The 21,623-nt window shown below is 35.1% G+C and carries 25 protein-coding genes and 2 pseudogenes; 6 read left to right on the top strand and 21 right to left on the bottom strand.

Features of this window, described 5'->3' with window-relative positions; translation table 11 throughout:
- Window positions 1–6: 6 nt before the first annotated feature.
- The 5 genes from spoIIIAC to U473_RS04005 all read right to left on the bottom strand — a co-directional run bounded on the left by spoIIIAC (window position 7) and on the right by U473_RS04005 (window position 2,631).
- Window positions 7–210, bottom strand: coding sequence for a stage III sporulation protein AC (gene spoIIIAC / locus U473_RS04025; RefSeq protein ID WP_068723595.1), 204 nt, complete (start codon window positions 208–210; stop codon window positions 7–9).
- Window positions 211–221: 11 nt separating this feature from the next.
- A complete protein-coding gene (gene spoIIIAB, locus U473_RS04020) occupies window positions 222–740 on the bottom strand; it encodes a stage III sporulation protein SpoIIIAB (protein ID WP_068723592.1) in 519 nt (172 codons plus the stop codon).
- Complete coding sequence (gene spoIIIAA / locus U473_RS04015) at window positions 733–1,707, bottom strand: stage III sporulation protein AA (protein WP_068723590.1); 975 nt, start codon at window positions 1,705–1,707, stop codon at window positions 733–735. The genes spoIIIAB and spoIIIAA overlap by 8 nt, the downstream gene beginning before the upstream one ends.
- A 128-nt stretch (window positions 1,708–1,835) precedes the next feature.
- Window positions 1,836–2,300, bottom strand: coding sequence for a CD1247 N-terminal domain-containing protein (locus tag U473_RS04010; protein ID WP_068723588.1), 465 nt, complete (start codon window positions 2,298–2,300; stop codon window positions 1,836–1,838).
- 91 nt (window positions 2,301–2,391) lie between these two features.
- Window positions 2,392–2,631, bottom strand: a complete 240-nt coding sequence (locus U473_RS04005) for a YqhV family protein (RefSeq protein WP_068723585.1) — start codon at window positions 2,629–2,631, stop codon at window positions 2,392–2,394.
- A gap of 237 nt (window positions 2,632–2,868) precedes the next feature.
- Here U473_RS04005 and U473_RS04000 point away from each other — a divergent pair, with 237 nt between their 5' ends.
- Entirely contained in the window at window positions 2,869–3,591 is a 723-nt protein-coding gene (locus U473_RS04000; protein ID WP_068723583.1) for a 2-phosphosulfolactate phosphatase, read from the top strand.
- Between the two features lie 82 nt (window positions 3,592–3,673).
- On the opposite strand, the gene efp is transcribed toward U473_RS04000, so the two are convergent.
- From efp to U473_RS03975, 5 genes are all read right to left on the bottom strand, one after another.
- Complete coding sequence (gene efp / locus U473_RS03995; protein ID WP_068723581.1) at window positions 3,674–4,231, bottom strand: elongation factor P; 558 nt, start codon at window positions 4,229–4,231, stop codon at window positions 3,674–3,676.
- 28 nt (window positions 4,232–4,259) lie between these two features.
- Complete coding sequence (locus U473_RS03990; RefSeq protein ID WP_068723579.1) at window positions 4,260–5,330, bottom strand: M24 family metallopeptidase; 1,071 nt, start codon at window positions 5,328–5,330, stop codon at window positions 4,260–4,262.
- Between the two features lie 69 nt (window positions 5,331–5,399).
- Entirely contained in the window at window positions 5,400–5,855 is a 456-nt protein-coding gene (gene aroQ / locus U473_RS03985) for a type II 3-dehydroquinate dehydratase (RefSeq protein WP_068723576.1), read from the bottom strand.
- A gap of 88 nt (window positions 5,856–5,943) precedes the next feature.
- Entirely contained in the window at window positions 5,944–6,420 is a 477-nt protein-coding gene (locus tag U473_RS03980) for a YqhR family membrane protein (RefSeq protein WP_068723573.1), read from the bottom strand.
- A gap of 9 nt (window positions 6,421–6,429) precedes the next feature.
- On the bottom strand, window positions 6,430–6,897 hold the full coding sequence (locus tag U473_RS03975) for a hypothetical protein (protein WP_068723571.1): 468 nt from the start codon (window positions 6,895–6,897) through the stop codon (window positions 6,430–6,432).
- Window positions 6,898–7,067: 170 nt separating this feature from the next.
- On the opposite strand from U473_RS03975, the pseudogene U473_RS03965 reads away from it, so the two are divergent.
- Window positions 7,068–8,005: pseudogene (locus U473_RS03965) on the top strand (DUF1385 domain-containing protein).
- A gap of 20 nt (window positions 8,006–8,025) precedes the next feature.
- Window positions 8,026–8,289 carry a hypothetical protein gene (locus U473_RS03960; protein WP_068723564.1) on the top strand — a complete coding sequence of 88 codons (264 nt, stop codon included), beginning with the start codon at window positions 8,026–8,028 and terminating at the stop codon, window positions 8,287–8,289.
- Between the two features lie 42 nt (window positions 8,290–8,331).
- Here the strand turns inward: U473_RS03960 and U473_RS03955 are convergent, their stop codons facing one another.
- The 3 genes from U473_RS03955 to U473_RS03950 all read right to left on the bottom strand — a co-directional run bounded on the left by U473_RS03955 (window position 8,332) and on the right by U473_RS03950 (window position 10,057).
- Entirely contained in the window at window positions 8,332–8,967 is a 636-nt protein-coding gene (locus U473_RS03955) for a patatin-like phospholipase family protein (protein ID WP_268807450.1), read from the bottom strand.
- A gap of 32 nt (window positions 8,968–8,999) precedes the next feature.
- Entirely contained in the window at window positions 9,000–9,254 is a 255-nt protein-coding gene (locus U473_RS15355; RefSeq protein ID WP_268807435.1) for a patatin-like phospholipase family protein, read from the bottom strand.
- An 86-nt stretch (window positions 9,255–9,340) separates the two neighbouring features.
- Window positions 9,341–10,057, bottom strand: coding sequence for a cytochrome c biogenesis CcdA family protein (locus U473_RS03950; RefSeq protein ID WP_068723562.1), 717 nt, complete (start codon window positions 10,055–10,057; stop codon window positions 9,341–9,343).
- A gap of 156 nt (window positions 10,058–10,213) precedes the next feature.
- On the opposite strand from U473_RS03950, the gene U473_RS03945 reads away from it, so the two are divergent.
- Window positions 10,214–10,561, top strand: a complete 348-nt coding sequence (locus tag U473_RS03945) for a hypothetical protein (RefSeq protein WP_068723559.1) — start codon at window positions 10,214–10,216, stop codon at window positions 10,559–10,561.
- Between the two features lie 44 nt (window positions 10,562–10,605).
- Here the strand turns inward: U473_RS03945 and U473_RS03940 are convergent, their stop codons facing one another.
- Window positions 10,606–11,037, bottom strand: coding sequence for an Hsp20/alpha crystallin family protein (locus U473_RS03940; protein ID WP_068723557.1), 432 nt, complete (start codon window positions 11,035–11,037; stop codon window positions 10,606–10,608).
- A 114-nt stretch (window positions 11,038–11,151) separates the two neighbouring features.
- Here U473_RS03940 and U473_RS03935 point away from each other — a divergent pair, with 114 nt between their 5' ends.
- Window positions 11,152–11,718: a transcription repressor NadR gene (locus tag U473_RS03935; protein WP_407701943.1), complete on the top strand. Its 567-nt coding sequence runs from the start codon at window positions 11,152–11,154 to the stop codon at window positions 11,716–11,718.
- A 44-nt stretch (window positions 11,719–11,762) separates the two neighbouring features.
- On the opposite strand, the gene U473_RS03930 is transcribed toward U473_RS03935, so the two are convergent.
- The 6 genes and pseudogenes from U473_RS03930 to U473_RS15625 form a co-directional block, all read right to left on the bottom strand.
- Window positions 11,763–12,404 (bottom strand): cyclase family protein, encoded by a 642-nt coding sequence (locus U473_RS03930; protein ID WP_068723555.1) that lies wholly within the window; start codon window positions 12,402–12,404, stop codon window positions 11,763–11,765.
- Between the two features lie 6 nt (window positions 12,405–12,410).
- Window positions 12,411–13,936: pseudogene (gene zwf, locus U473_RS03925) on the bottom strand (glucose-6-phosphate dehydrogenase).
- 224 nt (window positions 13,937–14,160) lie between these two features.
- Complete coding sequence (locus U473_RS03920) at window positions 14,161–15,102, bottom strand: pseudouridine-5'-phosphate glycosidase (RefSeq protein ID WP_321164143.1); 942 nt, start codon at window positions 15,100–15,102, stop codon at window positions 14,161–14,163.
- The gene (locus tag U473_RS03915; protein WP_068723553.1) at window positions 15,102–16,208 is read right to left on the bottom strand and encodes a carbohydrate kinase; all 1,107 of its coding nucleotides are present in this window, start codon (window positions 16,206–16,208) and stop codon (window positions 15,102–15,104) included. Before U473_RS03915 ends, U473_RS03920 begins: the two co-directional genes overlap by 1 nt.
- A 192-nt stretch (window positions 16,209–16,400) precedes the next feature.
- Window positions 16,401–17,654: a TSCPD domain-containing protein gene (locus U473_RS15630; protein WP_407701942.1), complete on the bottom strand. Its 1,254-nt coding sequence runs from the start codon at window positions 17,652–17,654 to the stop codon at window positions 16,401–16,403.
- Between the two features lie 41 nt (window positions 17,655–17,695).
- Window positions 17,696–18,946: a ribonucleotide reductase N-terminal alpha domain-containing protein gene (locus U473_RS15625; protein ID WP_407701918.1), complete on the bottom strand. Its 1,251-nt coding sequence runs from the start codon at window positions 18,944–18,946 to the stop codon at window positions 17,696–17,698.
- A gap of 325 nt (window positions 18,947–19,271) precedes the next feature.
- Between U473_RS15625 and dat the strand changes: the two genes are divergently transcribed.
- A complete protein-coding gene (gene dat, locus U473_RS03905; protein WP_068723552.1) occupies window positions 19,272–20,102 on the top strand; it encodes a D-amino-acid transaminase in 831 nt (276 codons plus the stop codon).
- Between the two features lie 68 nt (window positions 20,103–20,170).
- On the opposite strand, the gene gcvPB is transcribed toward dat, so the two are convergent.
- Window positions 20,171–21,623: aminomethyl-transferring glycine dehydrogenase subunit GcvPB (gene gcvPB, locus U473_RS03900; RefSeq protein WP_068723549.1), on the bottom strand; the 1,453-nt coding region annotated here is incomplete at its 5' end.

Genomic DNA, 21,623 nt, shown 5'->3' with positions numbered 1-21,623 from the left:
GTATCGTTATTGAAATAAAAAAACTCTTTTGATTTCTTGAAAAAGATCGTTCAAGAACGTAGCAACCATATAAAGGATAATGATAAACCCAATCACTGTGATCCAGTGAGCAATATCTTCTTTTCCCATTTGTTTAAATATCGTGTGCATCATGGCGATAACGATTCCGATTCCTGCAATTGTAAAAAGAGTATTTACGTCAAATGTCATATTCCCCACCTCTAATACATCAAAATTACGATTAAGATTCCTAATAATACGCCTAAATTTTTGCTTAATTTTTCATTTATTTTTTGTTCGTCTCTTGCTAGCTGTTCCTCCGTAGCTAAATTTTGCATTGTTAAACGAATATGCTTCATCTGGTCTTCTCGATCAGAGATGCCAAGTGTATGGCCAAATTGAATTAAGATTGCTTTGTCCTGGGTTTTTAATGCCGTCTTTTGATAATGTTTTTCTATACTTAACCGCCAACATTCATAGGTTGAAGCTCCGTCCAGCATTTTTAAATTCTCACTCATCTCAAGAAAAAATGTTTTAACAACATTAGTAATTCGCTGACCAATATGCTCCATTGCTAAATGGAGGGGTACTGCCCCATAAACGATCTCTGTTTCAAGCATTTGTAAAGCTTGTTGAAGAATTCTTAGTTGTTTCGTTCTTTCATGGTAATTTCTTGCAATTTGAAATCCAGCTATAGTAGAAGCACCTATAATCAGTGTGGCACCAATTAACTTAAACATAGTTTTTCACCTTTCCCGTGATTGGCCTTAGCTGTTCATTAAGAATCGTTTCAATCGTCCCTATTCCCCGTTCCCTGCTTAATATGACGTATCTAGTAAAGATCTCTTGTTGGATGAGAGAAGAAAGGGAAGGCCTTTTTATGATTTCATGGATATCACTTCCATGAGCAGTTGCAATCACTTGAACACCAGCATTTCTAGCTTCCAATATGGCTAATGTGTCCTCCTGCCGACCTATTTCGTCAACAATCAAAATGTCTGGTGACATGGAACGAATCATCATCATCATTCCTTCAGCTTTAGGACATGCATCTAATACATCGGTTCTTAATCCAACATCATTTTGTGGAACTCCCCTTACACTTCCTGCTATTTCAGATCGTTCATCCACAATCCCTATTTTTTTAGCTAAAAAAGCAAATTTTGAAATCCCTGTTCCTAATTGTCTTGCCAAATCTCTTAATATCGTTGTTTTTCCACATTGAGGGGGTGAAATGATTAGAGTATTGTGCACCTTCATTTCTCTTAAATTGATGAGAAATGGAATAAGGGGATCTGCCATTCCGAGCTTCTGCTTTGCAATTCTAATATTAAAGCTTGTCACATCTTTAATGGTCTTAACCTCTCCCTTTTCCATGATTACTTTTCCTGATATTCCTACTCTATGTCCACCATGGACAGTAATATAACCTCTTTTTAATTCTTCTTCTAAACGATAAAGCGAATGGTTACTAATTAAATTTAACATTTTCATTGTATCTTCATTTGTAGGTAGATAGGATTTTTTAACATCTAAAGTAAGTTCTCCCTTTATAGTGAGAAATGCATGATGACCACTGTAAACAATCTCGAGAGGACGATTTTCCCGTATTCTTATTTCTTCAATTTGTTCACTGAGTTTTTGCTCAATCTGCTGGATGATTTTCCGAATCTCTGTTGGCAAAACGTTTAAGATCTCCTCTTTCACCACATTGCCCCCTTAAACCTGTCCACTAAGAATCTTCACTAATACATATGCCTGCTTGACCAAATTATGCTAAAAGAATGAAAAAGAGACCCTTAAAAAGGGTCCCGTAAAATAAAAAGAATTATTACTTATAAAGTGGTATTCGTCCCAATATATTGATCCTCATCATCAATAATTAATACTTCATTACAATTCGGACAAACAACCTCAGTTGGTTCGTCATGTTCAAGTAAATGATGATCGATCATGACCGTTTCATGACATGTTGGACATTCCACTTGGTAATAACCTTCATTTTGGTCGTCTTCCATCACCAATAATTCATCATCTATCCCCTCCTCGAGCTCATCGTCTTCTAGGTCTTCATCATCTTCATAAAAGTCCCATTCTAAATCATTAAGGTCTTCATCAATTGCTTCCACATACTCTTCTAATTCGCTTAGTCGATCCATGAAATGTTGTAAGGTTTGATTCATTTCTGTCATAATACCTACAATTTCTTCAAAAAATTTACCTTCTTTTTTATTTTGATACATCTCTAATCCTTCAGCTAATCCTTCTAAATAGGCAATTCTTTCTTGAATGTTACTCATCAAAAATCCCCCTCATTTTTTTTCATCAGTAGTATGTACTTTTTTAGGGGATTTATCCCATTCTATTTTCTAACACCAATTAAAATAAATCCTATACCGAAAAAATCCAAAAAAATTTTGAAAAAGAGATTTTATCACTTATTCCAAACAATCCAATGGAGGTAGTCAGAATAAGCACAGTTGGTCCTACTAATGCAAGAAGTGAATTGACTACTAAGGCTTTATTTAAATCATTTAACTTTAACATCGATAAACCTGCTAAAATTTCAAGGCTCCCCGAGATAAAACGTAATAAGGCCATACTTAGAACAAACTTATTTAATAATTCCATTTTCCGCCCCCCAAGATTTTTTTTGAAATATGGAAAAGCTCTCTTCCTATTATTTCTATTATTTTTTATAAAAAAAATGAGTGCCAAAATGGCACTAAACATCAAATTATTTTATAAAAAGCTAAATTTAATTGGCTCATCTATAGAATTTATGCATATATTGTGACATAAGGAATAGGTATAGGAAAGCAAAGAAGTTCGTTTTTGTGCTGGAATCCTTAGGGAAGGAGAAGAAAAATGCGAATTGATGTGGTTTCTCATGTAGATGAAATAAAAACAGAAGAATTATTCAATAAAACAGTTATCATTATCGATGCCCTTCGAACCTCCAGCACCATTATTACTGCAATCGCTAATGGTGTTCAGATGATTGTTCCCGTTGAAACAATAGGTCAGGCAAAAAATTTGCAAAGTCAAAAACAAGAGTATTTATTAGCTGGTGATCGATTTTTCAAGAAAATTTCTAACTTTCATTTAGGAAATTCTCCTTTAGATTTTGTTAAACAACAATTAAATGGTAAAAGTATCATCTTAACCACGACAAATGGCACTCGAGCAATCAATAAAGCATTAAAAGGAGAAGAAGTATTAATAGGAAGTTTTTTAAATGGTGATAAATGTATCGAGCAAGCTTTGCATTTTAAAAAAGATTTAGTCTTACTATGTGTGGGTGAGCGAAATGAATTTGCGCTTGAAGACGGTTTAGCTGCCGGTTTTCTTATTGATCGCTTAATGAAGCATTATACGATTACCTTTGAATTAAATGATTTTGCTAAAGCGATGTACGCCGTATATAAATTTCATAAAAATGGTTTATTTGAAACGATAAAAACAACAGAAACAGCAAGAAAACTCATTCAATTAGGTTTAGGGGAGGATATTCATTTTTGTAGTCAAATCAATCTATATCCTATTTGCCCTTGTGTAGCTACCCACGAGGACATTACAATCATTATATAAAGGGTGAATATTGAAAAGCCCCCTTTTCCTTTGAAATTGGGGGCTTGTTGATGTAAGAAACTTTTCTTGTTTTATCTTTAACTTACGCTCTAGAAACGTATGCTTCACTTCGTGTATCAATAATTAACTTATCGCCAACATTAATAAATAATGGAACCTGAATCGTTAAACCAGTTTCTAAAGTTGCTGATTTGGAACCACCTGTTGCGGTATCACCTTTTATTCCTGGTTCTGTGTCAACTACTTCTAAGATAACGGTATTGGGTAAATCAACACCAATTACTTCACCTTGATAACTTATAATATACACATTCATGTTTTCTTTAAGGAAATTAATTTCACGTTCTAAACGTGATGCAGGTAAGTTAATTTGGTCATATGTCTCTGTATCCATGAAGGTATACTCATCACCGCTATTGTATAAATACTGCATTTCCTTCGTTTCAATTCGTGCACGAGCAATTTTTTCACCGGCGCGGAAAGTTTTTTCTTGTACTGCACCTGTTCTAATATTTTTTAATTTTGAACGAACAAATGCAGCCCCTTTACCTGGTTTTACATGTTGAAATTCAATAACTGTCCAAATACCACCATCTACTTCAATCGTTAAACCTGTACGAAAATCATTTGATGAAATCAAAAATAAAACCTCCTATCATGATTGAATACTAATCAATAATCAATAATTCTTTTGTGGATTGTGTAATAATCTCTCTTCCATGATCCGTGATCAATACATCATCTTCTATTCGAACACCACCGAAGTCTGTGATATAGATCCCCGGTTCAACGGTAACAACCATTCCTGGTTGCAAAATGATATCACTTTTAAAGGATAAACCCGGCCCCTCATGTACGTCAAGTCCAATTCCATGACCTGTGCTATGGCCAAAATATTCTCCATATCCAAATTTACTGATAATATCTCTTGTTAGTGCATCAGCTTCTTTTCCTGACATACCTGCCTTTACATGTTGTACACCATTCAATTGGGCCTCAAGAACAATCTGATAGATTTCTTTCTGCTTCTGGTTTGGCGTACCCATTATAATCGTTCTTGTAATGTCAGATACATATCCTTGATAGATAGCACCGAAATCCATGGTGACCAAGTCACCAGATTGAATCACTTTATCACTTGCAACCCCATGCGGCATTGCAGAGCGGTAACCTGAAGCTATAATCGTATCAAAAGATGCACCTTCTGCACCCAATTCCCTCATCTTACATTCTAATTGAAAAGCCACATCAGTTTCTTTCATCCCGGGCTTTATTGCTGTCAGAATATAAGAAAAGGCTTGATCAGCAATCTCTGCTGCTTTACGAATCAAAGAGACTTCGTTAGGATCTTTTATCATGCGTAATTTTTCTATCACTTGTGAAATTGGTTTGAGTTCAATATTTACAAATGTTTCTTCAAACTGTTTATAAAGAGAATATGTAACAAAATCTTGTTCAAAACCCAAAACTTGAATACTTAATCGTTTTAATTGTTCATTTACTGTTTCAACTATGGATCCTTGATGTTGAATGACTTCATAAGAAACAGCTTGATTTTTGGCTTGGTCTACATAACGGAAATCTGTTATAAAAATGGCATCCTTTTGAGTTATTAGAACATAGCCAGCACTTCCTGTAAACCCACTGATATATTTTCTATTACTCGCACTTGTGATTAACATACCTTCAATTTGAAGGTCTTTAAACGTTTTTCTAAGTCTTTCTATTCGTTTCTCCATTCCATTCCCTCCTTCCCTAATTGGCAACACCCAGTCATTCAGCTTCAAAAGTAACTATTAACTTCGAGATTAATTCCCACTACTTTTATGGAACTTAAAAAAGTCCGCGAAAAATTGCAGTGCAGCAAAATAACCATACATTCCTAATCCCGAGATTTGTCCAACCGAAACAGGTGCTATCACAGAGTGATGACGAAAAGATTCACGCCTATAGATGTTAGAAATATGTACTTCAACGGTTGGAATTTGTACAGCAGATATCGCATCAGAAATTGCATAACTATAATGGGTAAACGCTCCAGGATTAATAATCATTCCATCATATTTCCCTAAAGTTCCTTGAATCTGATCAATGATTTCCCCTTCATGATTTGACTGGTAAAAGGCAACATCCATTCCTAATTCTTGAGCCTTTTCCTCCATTAAATGAGTTAATTGTTCTAATGATGCTGTTCCATAGATCGTTGGTTCTCTTTTTCCTAACATATTAAGATTGGGTCCGTTAACTACAAAAATTTTTTTCATTTTACTCACCATTTTAATTTGCCATTTTTCCAAAATATTTTATCACAAATGATGAGTATTTGAACAGAGTGTTCCATTATTCATTTCTTTATTCCTCTTGATTGTTAAATTCAGCAGATAAAGAGTAACCAATAAAAAGGCCAATTAAAATAAATAAGGAAAACATAACGGAATTGGTATTCCACCCTAACTCTTTTAAAGGTTTTGTCAGATTAAGTAATGGATTAAGTACTATAAAAACAAAAGCCCATAATGCTAGGCCATAAGCAATCCCAACCCATGGACTTTTATATTTTGCTAAAAATTTCGCATAAAGAAAAGCAGCAATGAGCGCATAAAAAATAAAGAAACCCAGACCGACAAAATGACCTTGCCATTTCAAATCATAATCGGGATTTAAAAATGGCTTTGCGAAGATCGATGGCCCTACATCTGTGAATTGTAGATAATACATCACTAGTGACATAAGCCCCCATAAAATGCCTGCTGATATACCGATCGAAATGGCCATATGAAATTTTTTCTTTCTCACTCGTGTTGATTGGTTCTGTTCTTGATTCTTCATCTACTTAAATTACTCCTCTTCAGTACTATGAAATCCACTGATATACAACCAATCTTTTATTTTTGAAATCATCTGATCGATAAGTTCATCTTTTTTTGCATTGTTTTCCGGAATCTTCATCTGTTCCTCATAAAACACTTCATAAAAGTAATCTTCATTTTCCTCAATAGAAGTAACTTTTTGTATTTTTAATTCCTCTTGTTCTTTAAGTTTATTGACAAAATCATTTTCATTTACTAGTATCCCTTTTTGGGGAAATGTAAAAGCATATAAACAATCCATTTGATTTGGATGATAGGGATACAATTCTATTTCAACATATGGACTATCCTCATCTGCTAAGTCTATTCTCGCATGAATTCTTACATAACTATCATGGATAACAGCTCCTAAAGGTTGTTCAATTAAAGTATGAACCATTGAGACAGGTATCATCTCATCCAATAAATCAATGAAACGTTTAATAAAAAGTTCCATACCGATCCTCCCTTTTAGTAAAAAATTTGAGTAAATCTATGAAATATTATTTGAAGATTGGAAAAATCTATACTGTACAAAAATTTTTACTTCTTGGTACCAAAGAATAAATCGTGTAAAATAAAAGGTACAAATATCAAACGTAGATGTTCATAGTTGAGGTGATTTTTTTGTCCAATAAAACCTGTCCAATGTACGGTGGTCAAGCAGTGGTTGAAGGTGTTATGTTTGGTGGTAAAAATGTAACAGTGACTGCTATTCGAAGAAAAGATCAAAGTATAGATTTTTTTCAAATAAACAATCATGAAAACCAAATTATAAAAAAACTAAAAAAATTCCTTTTCTTCGGGGAATTGTCGCTTTGATTCAATCGAGTGCAAATGGATCTAAACATTTAAATTTTTCTACCGAACGATTCGATGTCAATCCTGGAGAGGAAATCAAAGAAGACACTTCTAAATTAACCATGATCTTTGGTGTAGCCATTGTTGGTGTCCTTTCCTTGATTTTCGGCAAATTATTATTTACTGTTTTACCTGCATTCCTTGCCGATCTCTTATTTGGCCGTTTGGTTCCTAACCAATTTTTTAATAACCTTATTGAAGGTGGAATTAAGATTGTCTTATTATTCGCCTATATTATTGCGATATCGCAAACCCCATTTATTAAACGATTATTTCAGTATCATGGTGCTGAACATAAAGTAATAAATGCATTTGAAGCCGGTTCCCCACTAACAGTAGAAAACGTCAAAAAGTATTCTCGTTTTCACTATCGTTGTGGAAGTAGCTTTATTATCTTGTCTGTCATCATCGGTGTCATTATCTATTCACTCTATAACCAATTTATTTCTCCTTACGATTCAATTTGGGATCGAATTATACAACGTATTGCATTGATTCCACTTGTTATTGGTGTTTCCTATGAAGTATTACGTTTAACGAATTCAGTAAGGGAAATTCCTGTTCTTAAGTGGTTTGGCCTTCCAGGGATTTGGTTACAAACATTGACTACAAAGGAACCAGAAGATGATCAAATTGAAGTATCGATTGCTGCTTTTAATCGAATGAGAGAATTAGATACAAAAGAAAAAATGTTAGTTATGTAATGATAGAAAGAGGGAGTTTAATGAAGCGATTAGGTGCCATTACTTGGGTTTTTATTTTTCTTTTCATCATTGGAATAGCAAAAACCTTTGTTAGTAATCCTATTGGGGTCCTTATTCCCATTGTGATTTTTGTTCTAATCTTTTATTTCCTTAAACATCCCGAAAAGCAGCTAAAAAAGCGAGGATATAGGCCCAATAAAGCAACTCCCAAGCCAAAAAAATATCGGAAGCATAAAGAGAATCCATTTAAAGTAATACCAGGAAAAAAGGATCAAGATAAATAAAAAATCCACAAAAGTATAAATATTGACATCTTAATCTTTCGATTAGGGTGTCTTTTTTGATTGACGATATTGGAATGTATATCTAATATAGTTCCATTGGTCAAAAAAGTTCTTCGCAGCTTTCACTCCTGACTCAAATAATTCATCCCTTTTTTCTTTATTTAGATCAAAATCTGTGGTATTGACCCCAAGTGTTGGGACTAAGATTGATCGAACATAATCTTTTTCTTTAATATGGCGGGTGTCGTGAGCTTCTACCATTGTACTAATCAGTGAATATCCTAAAGATATTGGTCCATTTATCTTATTGGGTTGCCCTGTTTTTTCTGAAACAAGTCGAAAACCAAAAGTGGGCCACTTTGAGGATCCATCATCATCAAAAATCCAAACTGGAAAGTTGCTTAAAAGTCCACCATCAACAATATAATGATCCAGTTTTTTGTTATATAAACCTTTAAATTTTACAGGTTGAAAGTAAAATGGCAAACTTGAGCTCATCCTTACTGCTCTTGCAATATCAAAGGTTAAAGGGTCTACACCATAACGAGTTAAGTCTTGAGGGAGAACTAACATTTCCCCACTCGTAATATCTGAGGCGATAATATATAATGTCTTCTCTAAATCACCAAATGCTCTTACCCCTTTTACTCGTAATTTTTCACTTAACCATTGTTCAATATAATCACCAGAATGAATACCAAGTTTAAATATCAGGTTAAATGCTGCTCCAAGAAAGGGGATTTCGATTCCTTTTTTTGAATAAATTTTTTATAGTCTAAATTCATCAGTTCATCCTTTAATTCAGAAGCCGTATAACCAGCTGCTAGCATTGCAGCAATCATTGATCCAGCGGAAGTTCCAGCCAAACGATTCCACTGGTATCCTCTTTTCTCAGCCTCAAAGATTGCACCAACCAGTCCGATTGCTTTTATACCTCCACCTTCAATCACCGCATCAACTAACATCTCCATCCCCCCTTTTCTACTTACATATGATCAGAAAACAAAAAAAAGACTGAAAATAAGATCAGTCTTTAAATAAAAATTTGTATTTAAAACCAGCTGACACCAAACCACTTTGTGAGATAGACAGTAATCTTACTTAATTGATCTGTAAATAGTAAAAGACCAATTAAAATCAGAATCACTCCCCCGATTTTCATGATTTTATCGGAGTAACGTAGAATCCACCTGGTTTGGCTAATAAAGAAAGCCATAATAAAAAAGGGAATGGCAAAACCAAAACTATAAGCAATAAGTAGAATGATTCCTTGTGATGGGTCGGAAGCAGCTAAAGTAAGTATCATCGCTAAAATTGGCCCGACACAAGGCGTCCATCCTGCTGCAAAACTGACTCCTATTAACGTTGAGCCAAGATAACCAGTCGGTTTATTTTTTAACTCAAATCGTTTCTCCTTCATTAACCAATTCCATTTAACCCAACCTGTAATGACTAATCCCATTAAAATAATGAGAACAGCACCTAATTTCCTCACAATATCCTGAAATTCATAAAATAGATTGCCCACAAAACTTGCTCCAAACCCTAAGGAAATAAAGATAATAGAAAAACCTATAACAAAAAATAAAGTGTGCATGAGCGCACGGTTTCTTATCTCTTTTTTACTAAAATCATTTTTTAATTGGTCTACAGATATTCCTGTAATATAAGAAAGATATGATGGATACAACGGTAAAACACAAGGTGATAAAAAGGATAAGATTCCTGCCCCAAAAGCAATCCAGATATTAATACTAGCTCCATCCACTATGACAAAACCTCCTTAAGGAAATGGTTCATTTATTTAATTTAAGCTTACCATATTTTGATGTCAACTACTAGAAATCAAGACACCTCATCTCTATCCCATTCATATAATAGAATAATCTTAGATAATTGGTTTTTATTTCTGGAGGTGATTGAATTGAACATTGAACCTCTCTTATCCTATATTGTTGCAAGACAGATTACTGGGAAAAAAATTACGACATTAACAAATAGTTCAACAGGTGAACAATTTAGTTATTCTTATGGTGACCAAATTTATGATTATACGAACCAGTCCTATGCCAAAATCACACGTGAACATTTGAATATTACCGTTTATCTGTATAAAACAAGCCAATATTATCTGATTAAGCCCAAATCATCCGGCCTCTTCCTTGCCCATCGTTTCGGATCTGATGAATATTATGAAATCACAGTAAATCATAAATGGGTTTTGATCCGAAACCAAAAAGAACATACCAGCCAAATTTTTAGTTTTTCTTAAATAAACTCAACAAAAAAAGCATGGTGGCAGTTACTCCATGCTTTTTATTTAAATAGAATATCGATTCTTCCATCTTCTAATTCTGCAATCTTTTTGAGTTCTACTTTTAATACCCCATCTTCATATTTAGCAATAGCACCTTTGGTTGTAACTTTAGCAGGTAATGGAACGGTTCTATAAAAATACTCAGAATAATGATTTTTTATTCTTTTTCCATGATCTGACCTTACATCATTAATTTTTTCTATTGTACCTTGAACGATAAGGTGATCATTGTGAACATTTAGATCTAATTGATGCTCTTTTGTTAGGCCAGGAATATCAAGAGACACATGTATTTTATTTTCCTTCTCTCTTATTTTAACCTGTGAATCATCTAATAATCCTGAGATCATAGAACTGGTATTCAGCCACTTATTCAGATGATTGGCAAAAACCCGTTCGATATCAAATATTAATTTTTCTATTTCATTCATTTCAATCACTTCCTTTCCAATGACATCCTATGATTGAAAAATAAGCAAAGTGCTAGGGAAATGTCTATTTTTACGTTATAATAGAGTTGAGTGAAAGTGCTTTTTCTAGAGGTGATTAAGGTGGATGAAAGAAAGCGTTCTGGTGAAGAAAGAAGAAGAATTCTTTTACAATGGCTAAAAGAAAGTGAAGAACCATTGACGGGGCAAATACTAGCTGAGAAACTAAATGTTAGTAGACAAGTCATTGTCCAAGATATTTCCTTATTAAAAGCAAAAAATGAACCTATTATTGCAACTGCTCAAGGTTATGTATATTTGCGTGAAAAGGAATCAGCTCATTCCTTTAAGAGAATCATAGCTTGTAATCATACCCCTGCTCAGACTGAGGCAGAGCTTAATCTAATTGTTGATCATGGTGTATTTATCAGAGATGTGATCATAGAACATCCAATATATGGAGAAATGACTGCCTCCCTTGTCATAAAAAATAGGAGAGATGTAAAACAATTCATTCAAAAAATGGAAGACTCCAAAGCTTCCTATCTTTCAGACTTAACAGAAGGTACCCATCTTCACACCCTTGAGGCAGACACAATTGAACAACTAGATGAGGTTTGCCTAGCTTTTAAAAAAGCGGGATTCTTACTTGAAAAAGAAAATGAAAGTGAAGTAAACCCATGAATATTAAAAAAAAGGATACCATTGTATCCTTTTTTTAAATGGGATTAAACCTTTACATTCTCATAATTCATCTTAACTAAAATTGCTCTTGTTGGGGCTGCTTCTGCTCCTTTAATAAATAGGGGAGCAGCATATAGAAAATATTCACCTTCGTCAATATCTTTAAGCCTTAGTCCTTCCAGAATAACAATACCTGCTTCCATTAAGCTTATATGCGTTTCATGGCCAGGCTGGCTTCGTTCTATGCCAAGTGCGTCGATTCCGACACCTTTAATTCCTTTTGTAGTTAAATACTGTGCACCACTCCGATCCAAATAAACAAACTCTTGGTTAAACTGATCATCGTAGGAATTTTTTGTTTTGAATAAAACAAAGTCATTCTTTTGGAGATTTATTGATTGAAGATCTTCTTTTGTTATCTTCTCTTTTATTGCAGTCAGATCAATCACCTTGCAAGGAGTGACAACTTTTCTTAAATCAAGGGTATCTATCGTATTTCCATTTTCAATCATATGAAGAGGTGCATCAACATGAGTTCCTGTATGCATATCCATTTGTATTCGAGACTCAAAAACATGACCAGTAGCAAAATCCTGCATCGTTTTGAGAACCGGTCTTTTCTCTTCTTTGTTTTTATATACTGGCATCTCTTGATGAATCATCATTGAAATATCATATATCTCCATTTAACATTACACTCCTATATTCCACCATTTTCGTTGGTCTCTATGTAAAAGTTCATCTGCTTCCTTTGGACCCCAACTACCTGCTTCATAATTAGGTAATTCTATCTTTTGCGTTGTCCATGCTTCAGCAATCATATCAACAAGTTTCCAAGAATATTCTACTTCATCCCACCTTGTAAAAAGAGTTGAATCTCCTCTCATCACATCATAGAGCAATCTTTCGTATGCTTCAGGAGAGTTACTACCAATCTGGCAATTTTGGCAAAAATCCATTTTAACGGGGATAATCATATTCTTTGTACCCGGTTGCTTTGCATTAAATTGTAGAAAAACTCCTTCTTCGGGTTGAATACGAATAACCAATAGATTAGGCAATAGATTACCATATTCTTTAAAATATAAAATATGGTCTAACGGTTTAAATTGAACAACCACTTCTGTCGACTTGACCGGCATTCTCTTTCCTGTTCTAATATAAAACGGAACTCCTGCCCACCTGAAATTATTGATATTTACTTTTAATGCAACAAATGTCTCTGTTTCAGAGATTGGTGAAACTCTTTCTTCCTCGCGATAACGAACCACTTTTTTTGTTGAACAATTCCCTCACCATATTGTCCCCGAACTACATTCTTTGCGACCAAATCAGGTGTAAATTCCTGAATAGAACGAAGAACTTTCACTTTCTCATCTCTGATTGTTTCAGTTTCAAGACTTATGGGTGGTTCCATTGCTGTTAATGTAAGGAGCTGCAGCATATGGTTTTGAACCATATCCCTTAATGCACCTGCTTTTTCATAATAGCCGCCTCTATTTTCCACTCCAACTATTTCACTTGAAGAGATTTGGATATGGTCAATGTATTTATTATTCCAAATCGGTTCAAATAAAGCATTAGCAAAACGAATAACCATGATATTTTGAAGCATTTCTTTGCCAAGATAATGATCAATCCGATAGGTATGTTCTTCTTTAAATACAGACGTTATTTTTTGGTTTAAATATTTTGCTGATTGCAAATCTCTTCCAAATGGTTTTTCAATCATCACTCTCTGCCATGAATCTTCATTGTTAGCCATGCCATGATCATGTAATTTTTCAACAATCAGGCCAAAATATTCAGGGGCAACAGCTAAATAATAAATCCGATTCCCCATGGTTTGATGTATTTGGTCAAGTTCTTCTAACCAACTTTTTAATAGGGGATATCCTTGGTCATCGGTAAAATCCATCTGTTGATAGTAAATCCGTTCACGTAATGTATTCCACTCAGATTCATCTAGTTGGAAACGAGAAAATTTTTTTATTGCTTCATATAGTTCGTTCCTATATTCCTCGGTCGTTTTACCACGTCTTCCGATCGTAACGACTGCAAAATGTTCTGGTAACATCTTTCCGTATTGCAAATGATATAAAGCTGGGATTAATTTCCGATAGGTTAGGTCCCCAGTACCACCGAATATGACAAAAATATTTGACAGATTTTCATTATTATTATTCAACGGTATACCCTCCAAATTAATAATAAGCACCTTTATTTACCAATAAAAAGAAAACTTCTTACTTATTTTTTAAACACATCCTATTTTATATACCAAACTAGCCATTTTTTCCATATAATAAGTGCAAAAGACCCAAAACGAAAAAGGAAACCATATTGCCCCCTTGCATCGTTTTAGGTCTTACTGCTAAGCAGCTACAATCCTTGGTTCTCATCCAACTAACATTTTAACAAACTAAAAACAAAAGTCAAATTTCAAGCTTTATTTAATTTTGCGTACTCAGTAGCGATAAGTGCTCCTACTTTTGCATTATGTTTTACCAATTCAATATTAGCTGCTAAGCTTTTACCCTCTGTGATTTCTTCTAATTTTGATAATAGGAATGGTGTAATTTCTTTACCAATAATCTTATTTTCTACACTTTCCTTTAAAGCATCCCTTATTTTTTGGTTAATATAGTTTTCATCTAGTGCATGTTCGGCAGGGATGGGATTAGCGATCACAATACCGCCATCTAAACCCATATTCCATTTTATGTTCATGATATTTGCCATTTCCTCCGCACTTTCCACCTGATAATCTACATTAAACCCACTATCACGGGTATAAAATGCAGGGAATTGCTTTGTTTGATATCCTAAAACAGGAACCCCTTGGGTCTCTAAATATTCTAAAGTTAAGCCAATATCAAGAATCGATTTTGCCCCTGCACAAACAACTGCTACATTGGTTTTGGCTAGTTCTTGCAGATCTGCAGAGATATCCATCGTCTCAGTTGCACCACGATGAACTCCACCAATCCCTCCTGTGACAAAAACTTTAATTCCTGCCATCCTAGCCACCAACATCGTACCTGCTACTGTAGTCGCTCCAGATAATTTTTTAGCAAGGATGACTGGTAAATCACGCCTACTCGCTTTCACTACATATTTTTCTTTTGCTAAATCCTTAATTTCTTCTTCCGTTAACCCAACTTTGATCACTCCATTGATAATTGCGATCGTTGCTGGAATTACACCTTGCTCTCGAATTATCCGTTCTACTTCTAAGGCTGTCTCTACATTAGCTGGATAAGGCATTCCATGCGTAATAATAGTTGATTCTAATGCCACAACTGGTCTTCCCGAAGCTAATGCATCCTTCACTTCCTCTTTGATGTGTATTTGTTTCTTTAAAAAATCAATTTTAGTCTCCACTAGAAAATCTCCTTTTTTAACTGTTCTAAAATGTGTATGTTTAGATCATGGACAACGGTTTCTTCCCGTTTAAGAGTGATTGCTGCCATAGTATGGCCATATTTACATGCCTCGATAAGCTCTTTATCATTTACTAAACCATAGATAATCCCGGAAACAAAAGCATCGCCAGCTCCTGTCGTATCTTTCACATCAACCTTAGGACTAGGAAGGAATTCCTGAATTTCAGGTGTGGCCACAAATACCCCTTCAGCACCTAAAGTAATTACGACTTGCTTTACTCCTTGAGAAAAAAACTCGTATACTACTCGGTTAAGATCCGTTTTACTTTTTATTGTAATGCCAGTTAGGATTTCTGCTTCTTCCTTATTTGGAGTAATTAAATCTAAGTCCTCTAAATATCCTTTTAATTTTTCGGCTTTCTTAGCAGATACTGGGTCGATAACGATCATCGTTTCCTTGTCTTTGAGCCAATGAATAAGAGGTACTAATGTAGACTGAGGAAGATTCGTATCTAGAAATACGATCTTTGCTGTAATCAATTTTGGATAAAGGTTTTGTAGAAACAGTTCGTCCATTCTCTCCATAATTTGCATATCTGAGATGGAACCAACTTGTTCCCTATTTTCATCCAGAATGGATAGGTATTTCCCTGTTCTCTCATTAGCTAATCGTTCAATATATTGAATGTTGACACCCGCTTTTTGTGTTACATCCAATAGCCAATCCCCTTCTTCATCACGTCCAACAACGGTAAAAAGAAATGTAGACAACTGAAGCTTTGCAAGATTCTCTGCTACATTCCTTGCAACACCACCTGCTGTACGATAGACTTTTCCCGGATTACTACTTCCTTGTCTGAATGACCCATCAGCAATTCCTTTAATATCCACATTTGCCCCACCAATTACAGCAATTTCATTCATTCTCTCATTAAGAATATATCCCCTTTGCAAGATTCCTTTTTTGCTCAACCTCGCAAGATGGCCTGCAACAGAAGATCTTGCTAGTCCAAGTTGATTTGCAATTTCCTCTTGCTCTATAAAGGGATTTTTACGCAGAATTTCAATAATTTCTTTTTCCTTTGAAGTTAGTTGATTGATCATCACATCACCAAACTTAAGTTTTATGATATAACTTTTGTTTTATCTTAGCATAAAATACCTTTATGATGCAACAATTTTCGATTCAAATATTATAATTGGTATCATTAAAGTACAAAACGAGCTTGATTATTTACAAGCTCGTTTCTTTCTGTGATTTTTTTTGTGAATTCTCCTGCAAAAGAAGATGTTCTATTATGAACAACGGGTATATCCACAAGTAATACAATGCTTACAGCCTTCTTCGTTGACTAAAGAAGCTGATCCACAAGTTGGGCATAAATCTAATCCATCAGGCACTGCATCATCAGTAAAATCATGGTCATGATCAAACGAACCAATTCCTTCATGATCAAGATGTCTATTTAAGACTTGTTGCTCTGATGAAGCAGCTATAGAATCGTCGGATTCTTCTCCATCAATATGCATCTCTAACGCTTTTGCTACTGCATCAGCAATTGATTCAACTCGATTTGGTCCAAATCCAACTGCCCCTGAACCACCAATGCCTTTTAGATGTTTGATCAATAAACGTGCCTTATTACCATCTGGAATTTCCCCGAAGCGTAAAAATAGTGTTGACACTCTTCCCAAAGCTTCAGACATGGCGAAGACATCACTACCTGCTTTTCCTACATTAACAATCACTTCAAAAGGTTTACCTTCCACATCATTGATGGTGATATAGGCTTTACCTAACGGCGTATTCATTTTATAGGTTGCACCTGTTAATTTTTTTGGTCTACGACGATATTCTTTTTCAGGTTTATGATCTAATTGTTGTTCAACTTCTGGTTTTACTGCATCTTTTTCTTCCTTTTTCTCAGTTGAAAGTACTTGCACATCACGGCTTCCATCACGATAGATGGTTACTCCTTTACAACCTAATTCAAAGGCATATTCATAAAGTTTCTTAGTATCCTCCACCGTAAAATCTGCTGGTGCATTTGCGGTTTTACTAATGGAAGAATCTACCCATTTTTGAATAACAGCTTGTACACGGATATGGTCTTCAGCAGAAAGTTCCATTGCACTTACAAAATAGTCAGGAAGATCTTCACCAGGATGCTGGTCTAACCATTCTTTTGCAATCGGTACATATTGCTTGTCCAAACCTAATCGACTTTGACGAACATATTCAAAAGCAAAGAAGGGTTCAATCCCAGTAGATGTTCCAACCATGGTACCTGTACTACCTGTAGGTGCTTGAGTAAGAACAGTAACGTTTCTCATCCCTTTTTCTAGGATCGCATCTTTAACTTCGTCATCAAATTGTTGGACAAAAAGACTTTGTAGGAATTTTTCTTTATCAAACATTGGGAATGATCCCTTTTCCGCCGCAATTTCCGCTGAAGCTAGATAGGCTCGTTTTGCAATAAAGTTGTATAGTTTATCTAAGAATGCTAAGGATTCTTCACTACCATAACGAATCTTTAATTTGATGAGCATTTCAGCTAAGCCCATACTACCTAATCCAACACGACGTTCATTTAACTGATTTTTTTATTTTCTTCAAAATGGTAAGGTGTAGCATCAATTACGTTATCTAAGAAACGGACAGAGATTTCAACAGTTTCTCCGAGAGCATCCCAATCCACTTCTCCATCTTTTACAAATTTGGCTAAATTGATCGAAGATAGATTACATACACCCCAAGCTGGTAAACCTTGTTCCGCACAAGGATTCGTACTAATGATTGGATTAAAATACCAACTATTAGACATTTGATTATAGTACTCCATAAAAACAATACCAGGTTCTGCCGATCGCCAAGCAGACTCAATAATGGTATGCCAGATTTCTCTAGCCTTTAATGTTTTATATACTTTCACGGATTTACCGAGTTCTTTCCATTTTTGGAGATTACCATCCCAAACTTCATCATATTCAGGATCACTTGTATCAGGGAAAACTAATTCCCAATCTAAATCTTCTTTTACTGCCTTCATAAAATCGTTACTTACAGCTACAGAAAGGTTAGCATTTGTGATTAGATCCATTTCTTGTTTTACGGTAATAAATTCTAATAGATCAGGATGCCAATCATTTAACATGAGCATTAAAGCTCCACGACGCGAGCCACCTTGTTCAATTAAACCAGTAGTATAGCTAAACAATCCACCCCAGGAAACAGCTCCACTGGATGAACCATTCACCCCTTTTACAACTGCTCGACGTGGTCTTAAAGAAGATAGGTTAATACCAACTCCACCACCTCGTGACATAATTTCTGTCATCTGGCTTAGCGTTTCCATAATTCCACCACGACTATCCTTGGGTGAAGGAATAACATAACAGTTGAATAAAGTTAATTCATCACTCGCTCCAGCCCCTGCAGCGATCCTGCCACCGGGAACTAATTTCCAATCATCTAATACATGGCGAAACTTTTCTGTCCATTCTTGTTGTTTTTTAGGTTTTTCAACAGAAGCAATCGCTTTTGCTAAACGGTCCCACATTTTTTCAGGTGTTAACTCCAATGGTTTTGTAATTTTGCTTTGTTCGGTTTCTATAACTTGTCCACTTCTTAAACCAACCGTAATCGTCAAACCATCAATCGAAAGGACTTCACCTACTTCTTTTTGTGGGAACTTTGGATCATCTTTTGTTAAAACTAATACAGTATCCCCTACATTTACTTGTTGATCAGTGACGTCCTTTAATGCATAGCGATCCAGGAAGATTTTTTCGCTTAATCCTTCTAAGCGTGTTTTCTTATCATTTTCCATTGATTGTTTCACTCTCCATCTTTCCTAATATTTCTCCTTATACATCTCATTATGTATGATCTCTTTGCTGAAATATCAATATATATGAGGTTTTTTCATTATACAACACTATATCTAGTATTTCTAGGAATCAAAAGTCCTAAAAAGTAAGAATATCAAATGAATAACATGGCCTAATTTTAATTTGCTTCCTTATTCTTAGGTATTAAAAAAATCTAAAAAAATCAATAAATACTAAATCCCATTCTTCTGAGTTCATGTTACAATAAGAGTATTAACAACTTGAAGCTCCATCTTAGTTATAGAAAAATACACTTTTAGAATTGGAGTGACTTCAATGATTCTTATGAATGATCAATTTATTACAAGAGGGGAGGCTCACATCGATATAGAGGATCGTGGGTATCAATTTGGGGATGGAATTTATGAAGTGGTTCGAGTTTATGATGGCAAACCATTTCGTTTTGATGATCATTTAATTCGATTTGAAAGAAGCGCAAAAGAATTAAGTCTTTCTTTACCACTCTCTTCAGAAGAAATTAAGTTAAAGATAACACAATTAATTGAAATGAACAACCTTCAAAACGGTATTGTTTATTTTCAGACAACTAGAGGTGTAGCGACTAGAAACCATGCATTTCCTACTGATTCGACATCGGTACTAACTGCATATACAAAAGAAATGAATAGACCTTACGAAAAATTGCAAAAAGGGATTAAAATTGTCACAATTGAAGACATTCGTTGGCTACGTTGTGATATAAAAAGTCTTAACCTATTAGGTAACATTATGGCAAAACAATATGCCGTTGATCATCAGGCCTATGAAGCAGTACAAATTAGGGATAATATTGTGACTGAAGGAAGTTCATCTAATTTCTTTATCGTAAAGGACGGTAAAATCCTCACACATCCGGCTAATAACTTTATTCTAAAAGGAATTACAAGATTAGTGATTGAAAAAATTGCTGATAAAATTGGTATCCCCTTTGTAGAAAAAGAATTTAATCTCAAACAAGTCTACCAAGCTGATGAGGCCTTTGTAAGTAGTACAACAATGGAAATCATGCCAATTAACCAGATCAACGATAAAACGATCACCAATTCTCCAGGATCTATTACTAAAGCATTACAAGAAGAATTTGAAAAATTAATCAAGTTGAATTGACAGAGTGACATACAAATAAACAAAGGACCCTGTATCTTACAAGGTCCTTTGTTTTTTTCGATTATTTTTTATTTTGTATATCTTAAGATTGGGTTTCTAGCAGCTGTGACTTCATCTAAACGGCCAACAACCGTCGTATGAGGTGCTTCTAATACCTTTTCTGGGTCTACTTCTGCTTCTTTTGCGATTTGGATGAGTACGTCGATAAAAGAATCTAATGTCTCTTTACTTTCGGTCTCCGTTGGTTCAATCATTAAACATTCTTCCACGATAAGTGGGAAATAGATGGTTGGTGGATGAAACCCAAAATCTAATAATCGTTTTGCAATATCTAGTGTACGAACACCTAGTTTCTTTTGCTTCTTACCAGACAATACAAACTCATGCTTACAATGTTGTGAGAATGGTACATCATAATAATCCTGTAATCTTCGAAGCATATAGTTTGCATTTAATACTGCGTTCTCTGCTACTGCTTTAAGTCCATCTGGTCCCATTGTACGGATATAGGTATACGCCCTAACAAGAATTCCAAAATTACCATAATATGATTTCACGCGACCAATAGATTGAGGAATATTATAATCTAAATAATATCGATCCCCATCCCTTGCAACCATCGGTTTTGGTAAGAATGGTTCTAATATCTTTTTAACTCCTACTGGTCCAGCACCAGGGCCACCACCACCATGGGGAGTTGAGAAAGTTTTATGAAGATTCAAATGTACAACATCAAATCCCATATCCCCTGGACGTGTGATGCCTAAGATCGCATTCGCATTTGCTCCATCATAATAAAGCAATCCACCTGCTTCATGTACAATTCTAGCAATTTCCACAATATCTTTTTCAAATAAGCCAAGGGTGTTTGGGTTTGTAAGCATTAACGCCGCAGTCTCATTACCAACAGCTTGTTTCAAAGCTTCTACGTCTACATTACCAAATTGATTAGATTTTACAGTAACGATTTCAAATCCTGCTACTGTTGCAGATGCTGGATTCGTTCCATGAGCAGAGTCAGGAACTATCACTTTATTCCGTTGATGATCACCACGGTTTTCATGGTAGGCACGGATCAGCATAAGTCCTGTCCATTCACCATGAGCCCCTGCTGCAGGTTGTAATGTCACCTTATCCATTCCTGTAATTTCCTGAAGTTCCTCTTGTAGGTTGTACATCAGTTCTAAAGCACCTTGAACGGTTTCCTCCGCTTGATAAGGATGAATCTGGCTAAATCCAGCATATCTTGCAACATCTTCATTTACTTTAGGATTATATTTCATCGTACAAGACCCTAGAGGATAGAAACCAGAATCAACTCCATGATTTCGCTGGGATAATTCTGTATAATGGCGCATTAAATCCAATTCTGACAATTCCGGGAATTCTGGTGGATTCTCACGGATCACTTCTTTTGGAAGTAATTCATCAATTGGAATCTCTGGTATATCTAATTCAGGCAAGCTATAAGCAACTCTACCTGGTTTGCTCAATTCAAATATGAGGGCTTTTTCTTTTCTC

Source organism: Tepidibacillus decaturensis (genome assembly GCF_001561915.1).
GTDB lineage: Bacteria > Bacillota > Bacilli > Tepidibacillales > Tepidibacillaceae > Tepidibacillus_B > Tepidibacillus_B infernus.
This window is presented reverse-complemented; position numbering and strand designations above follow the sequence as displayed.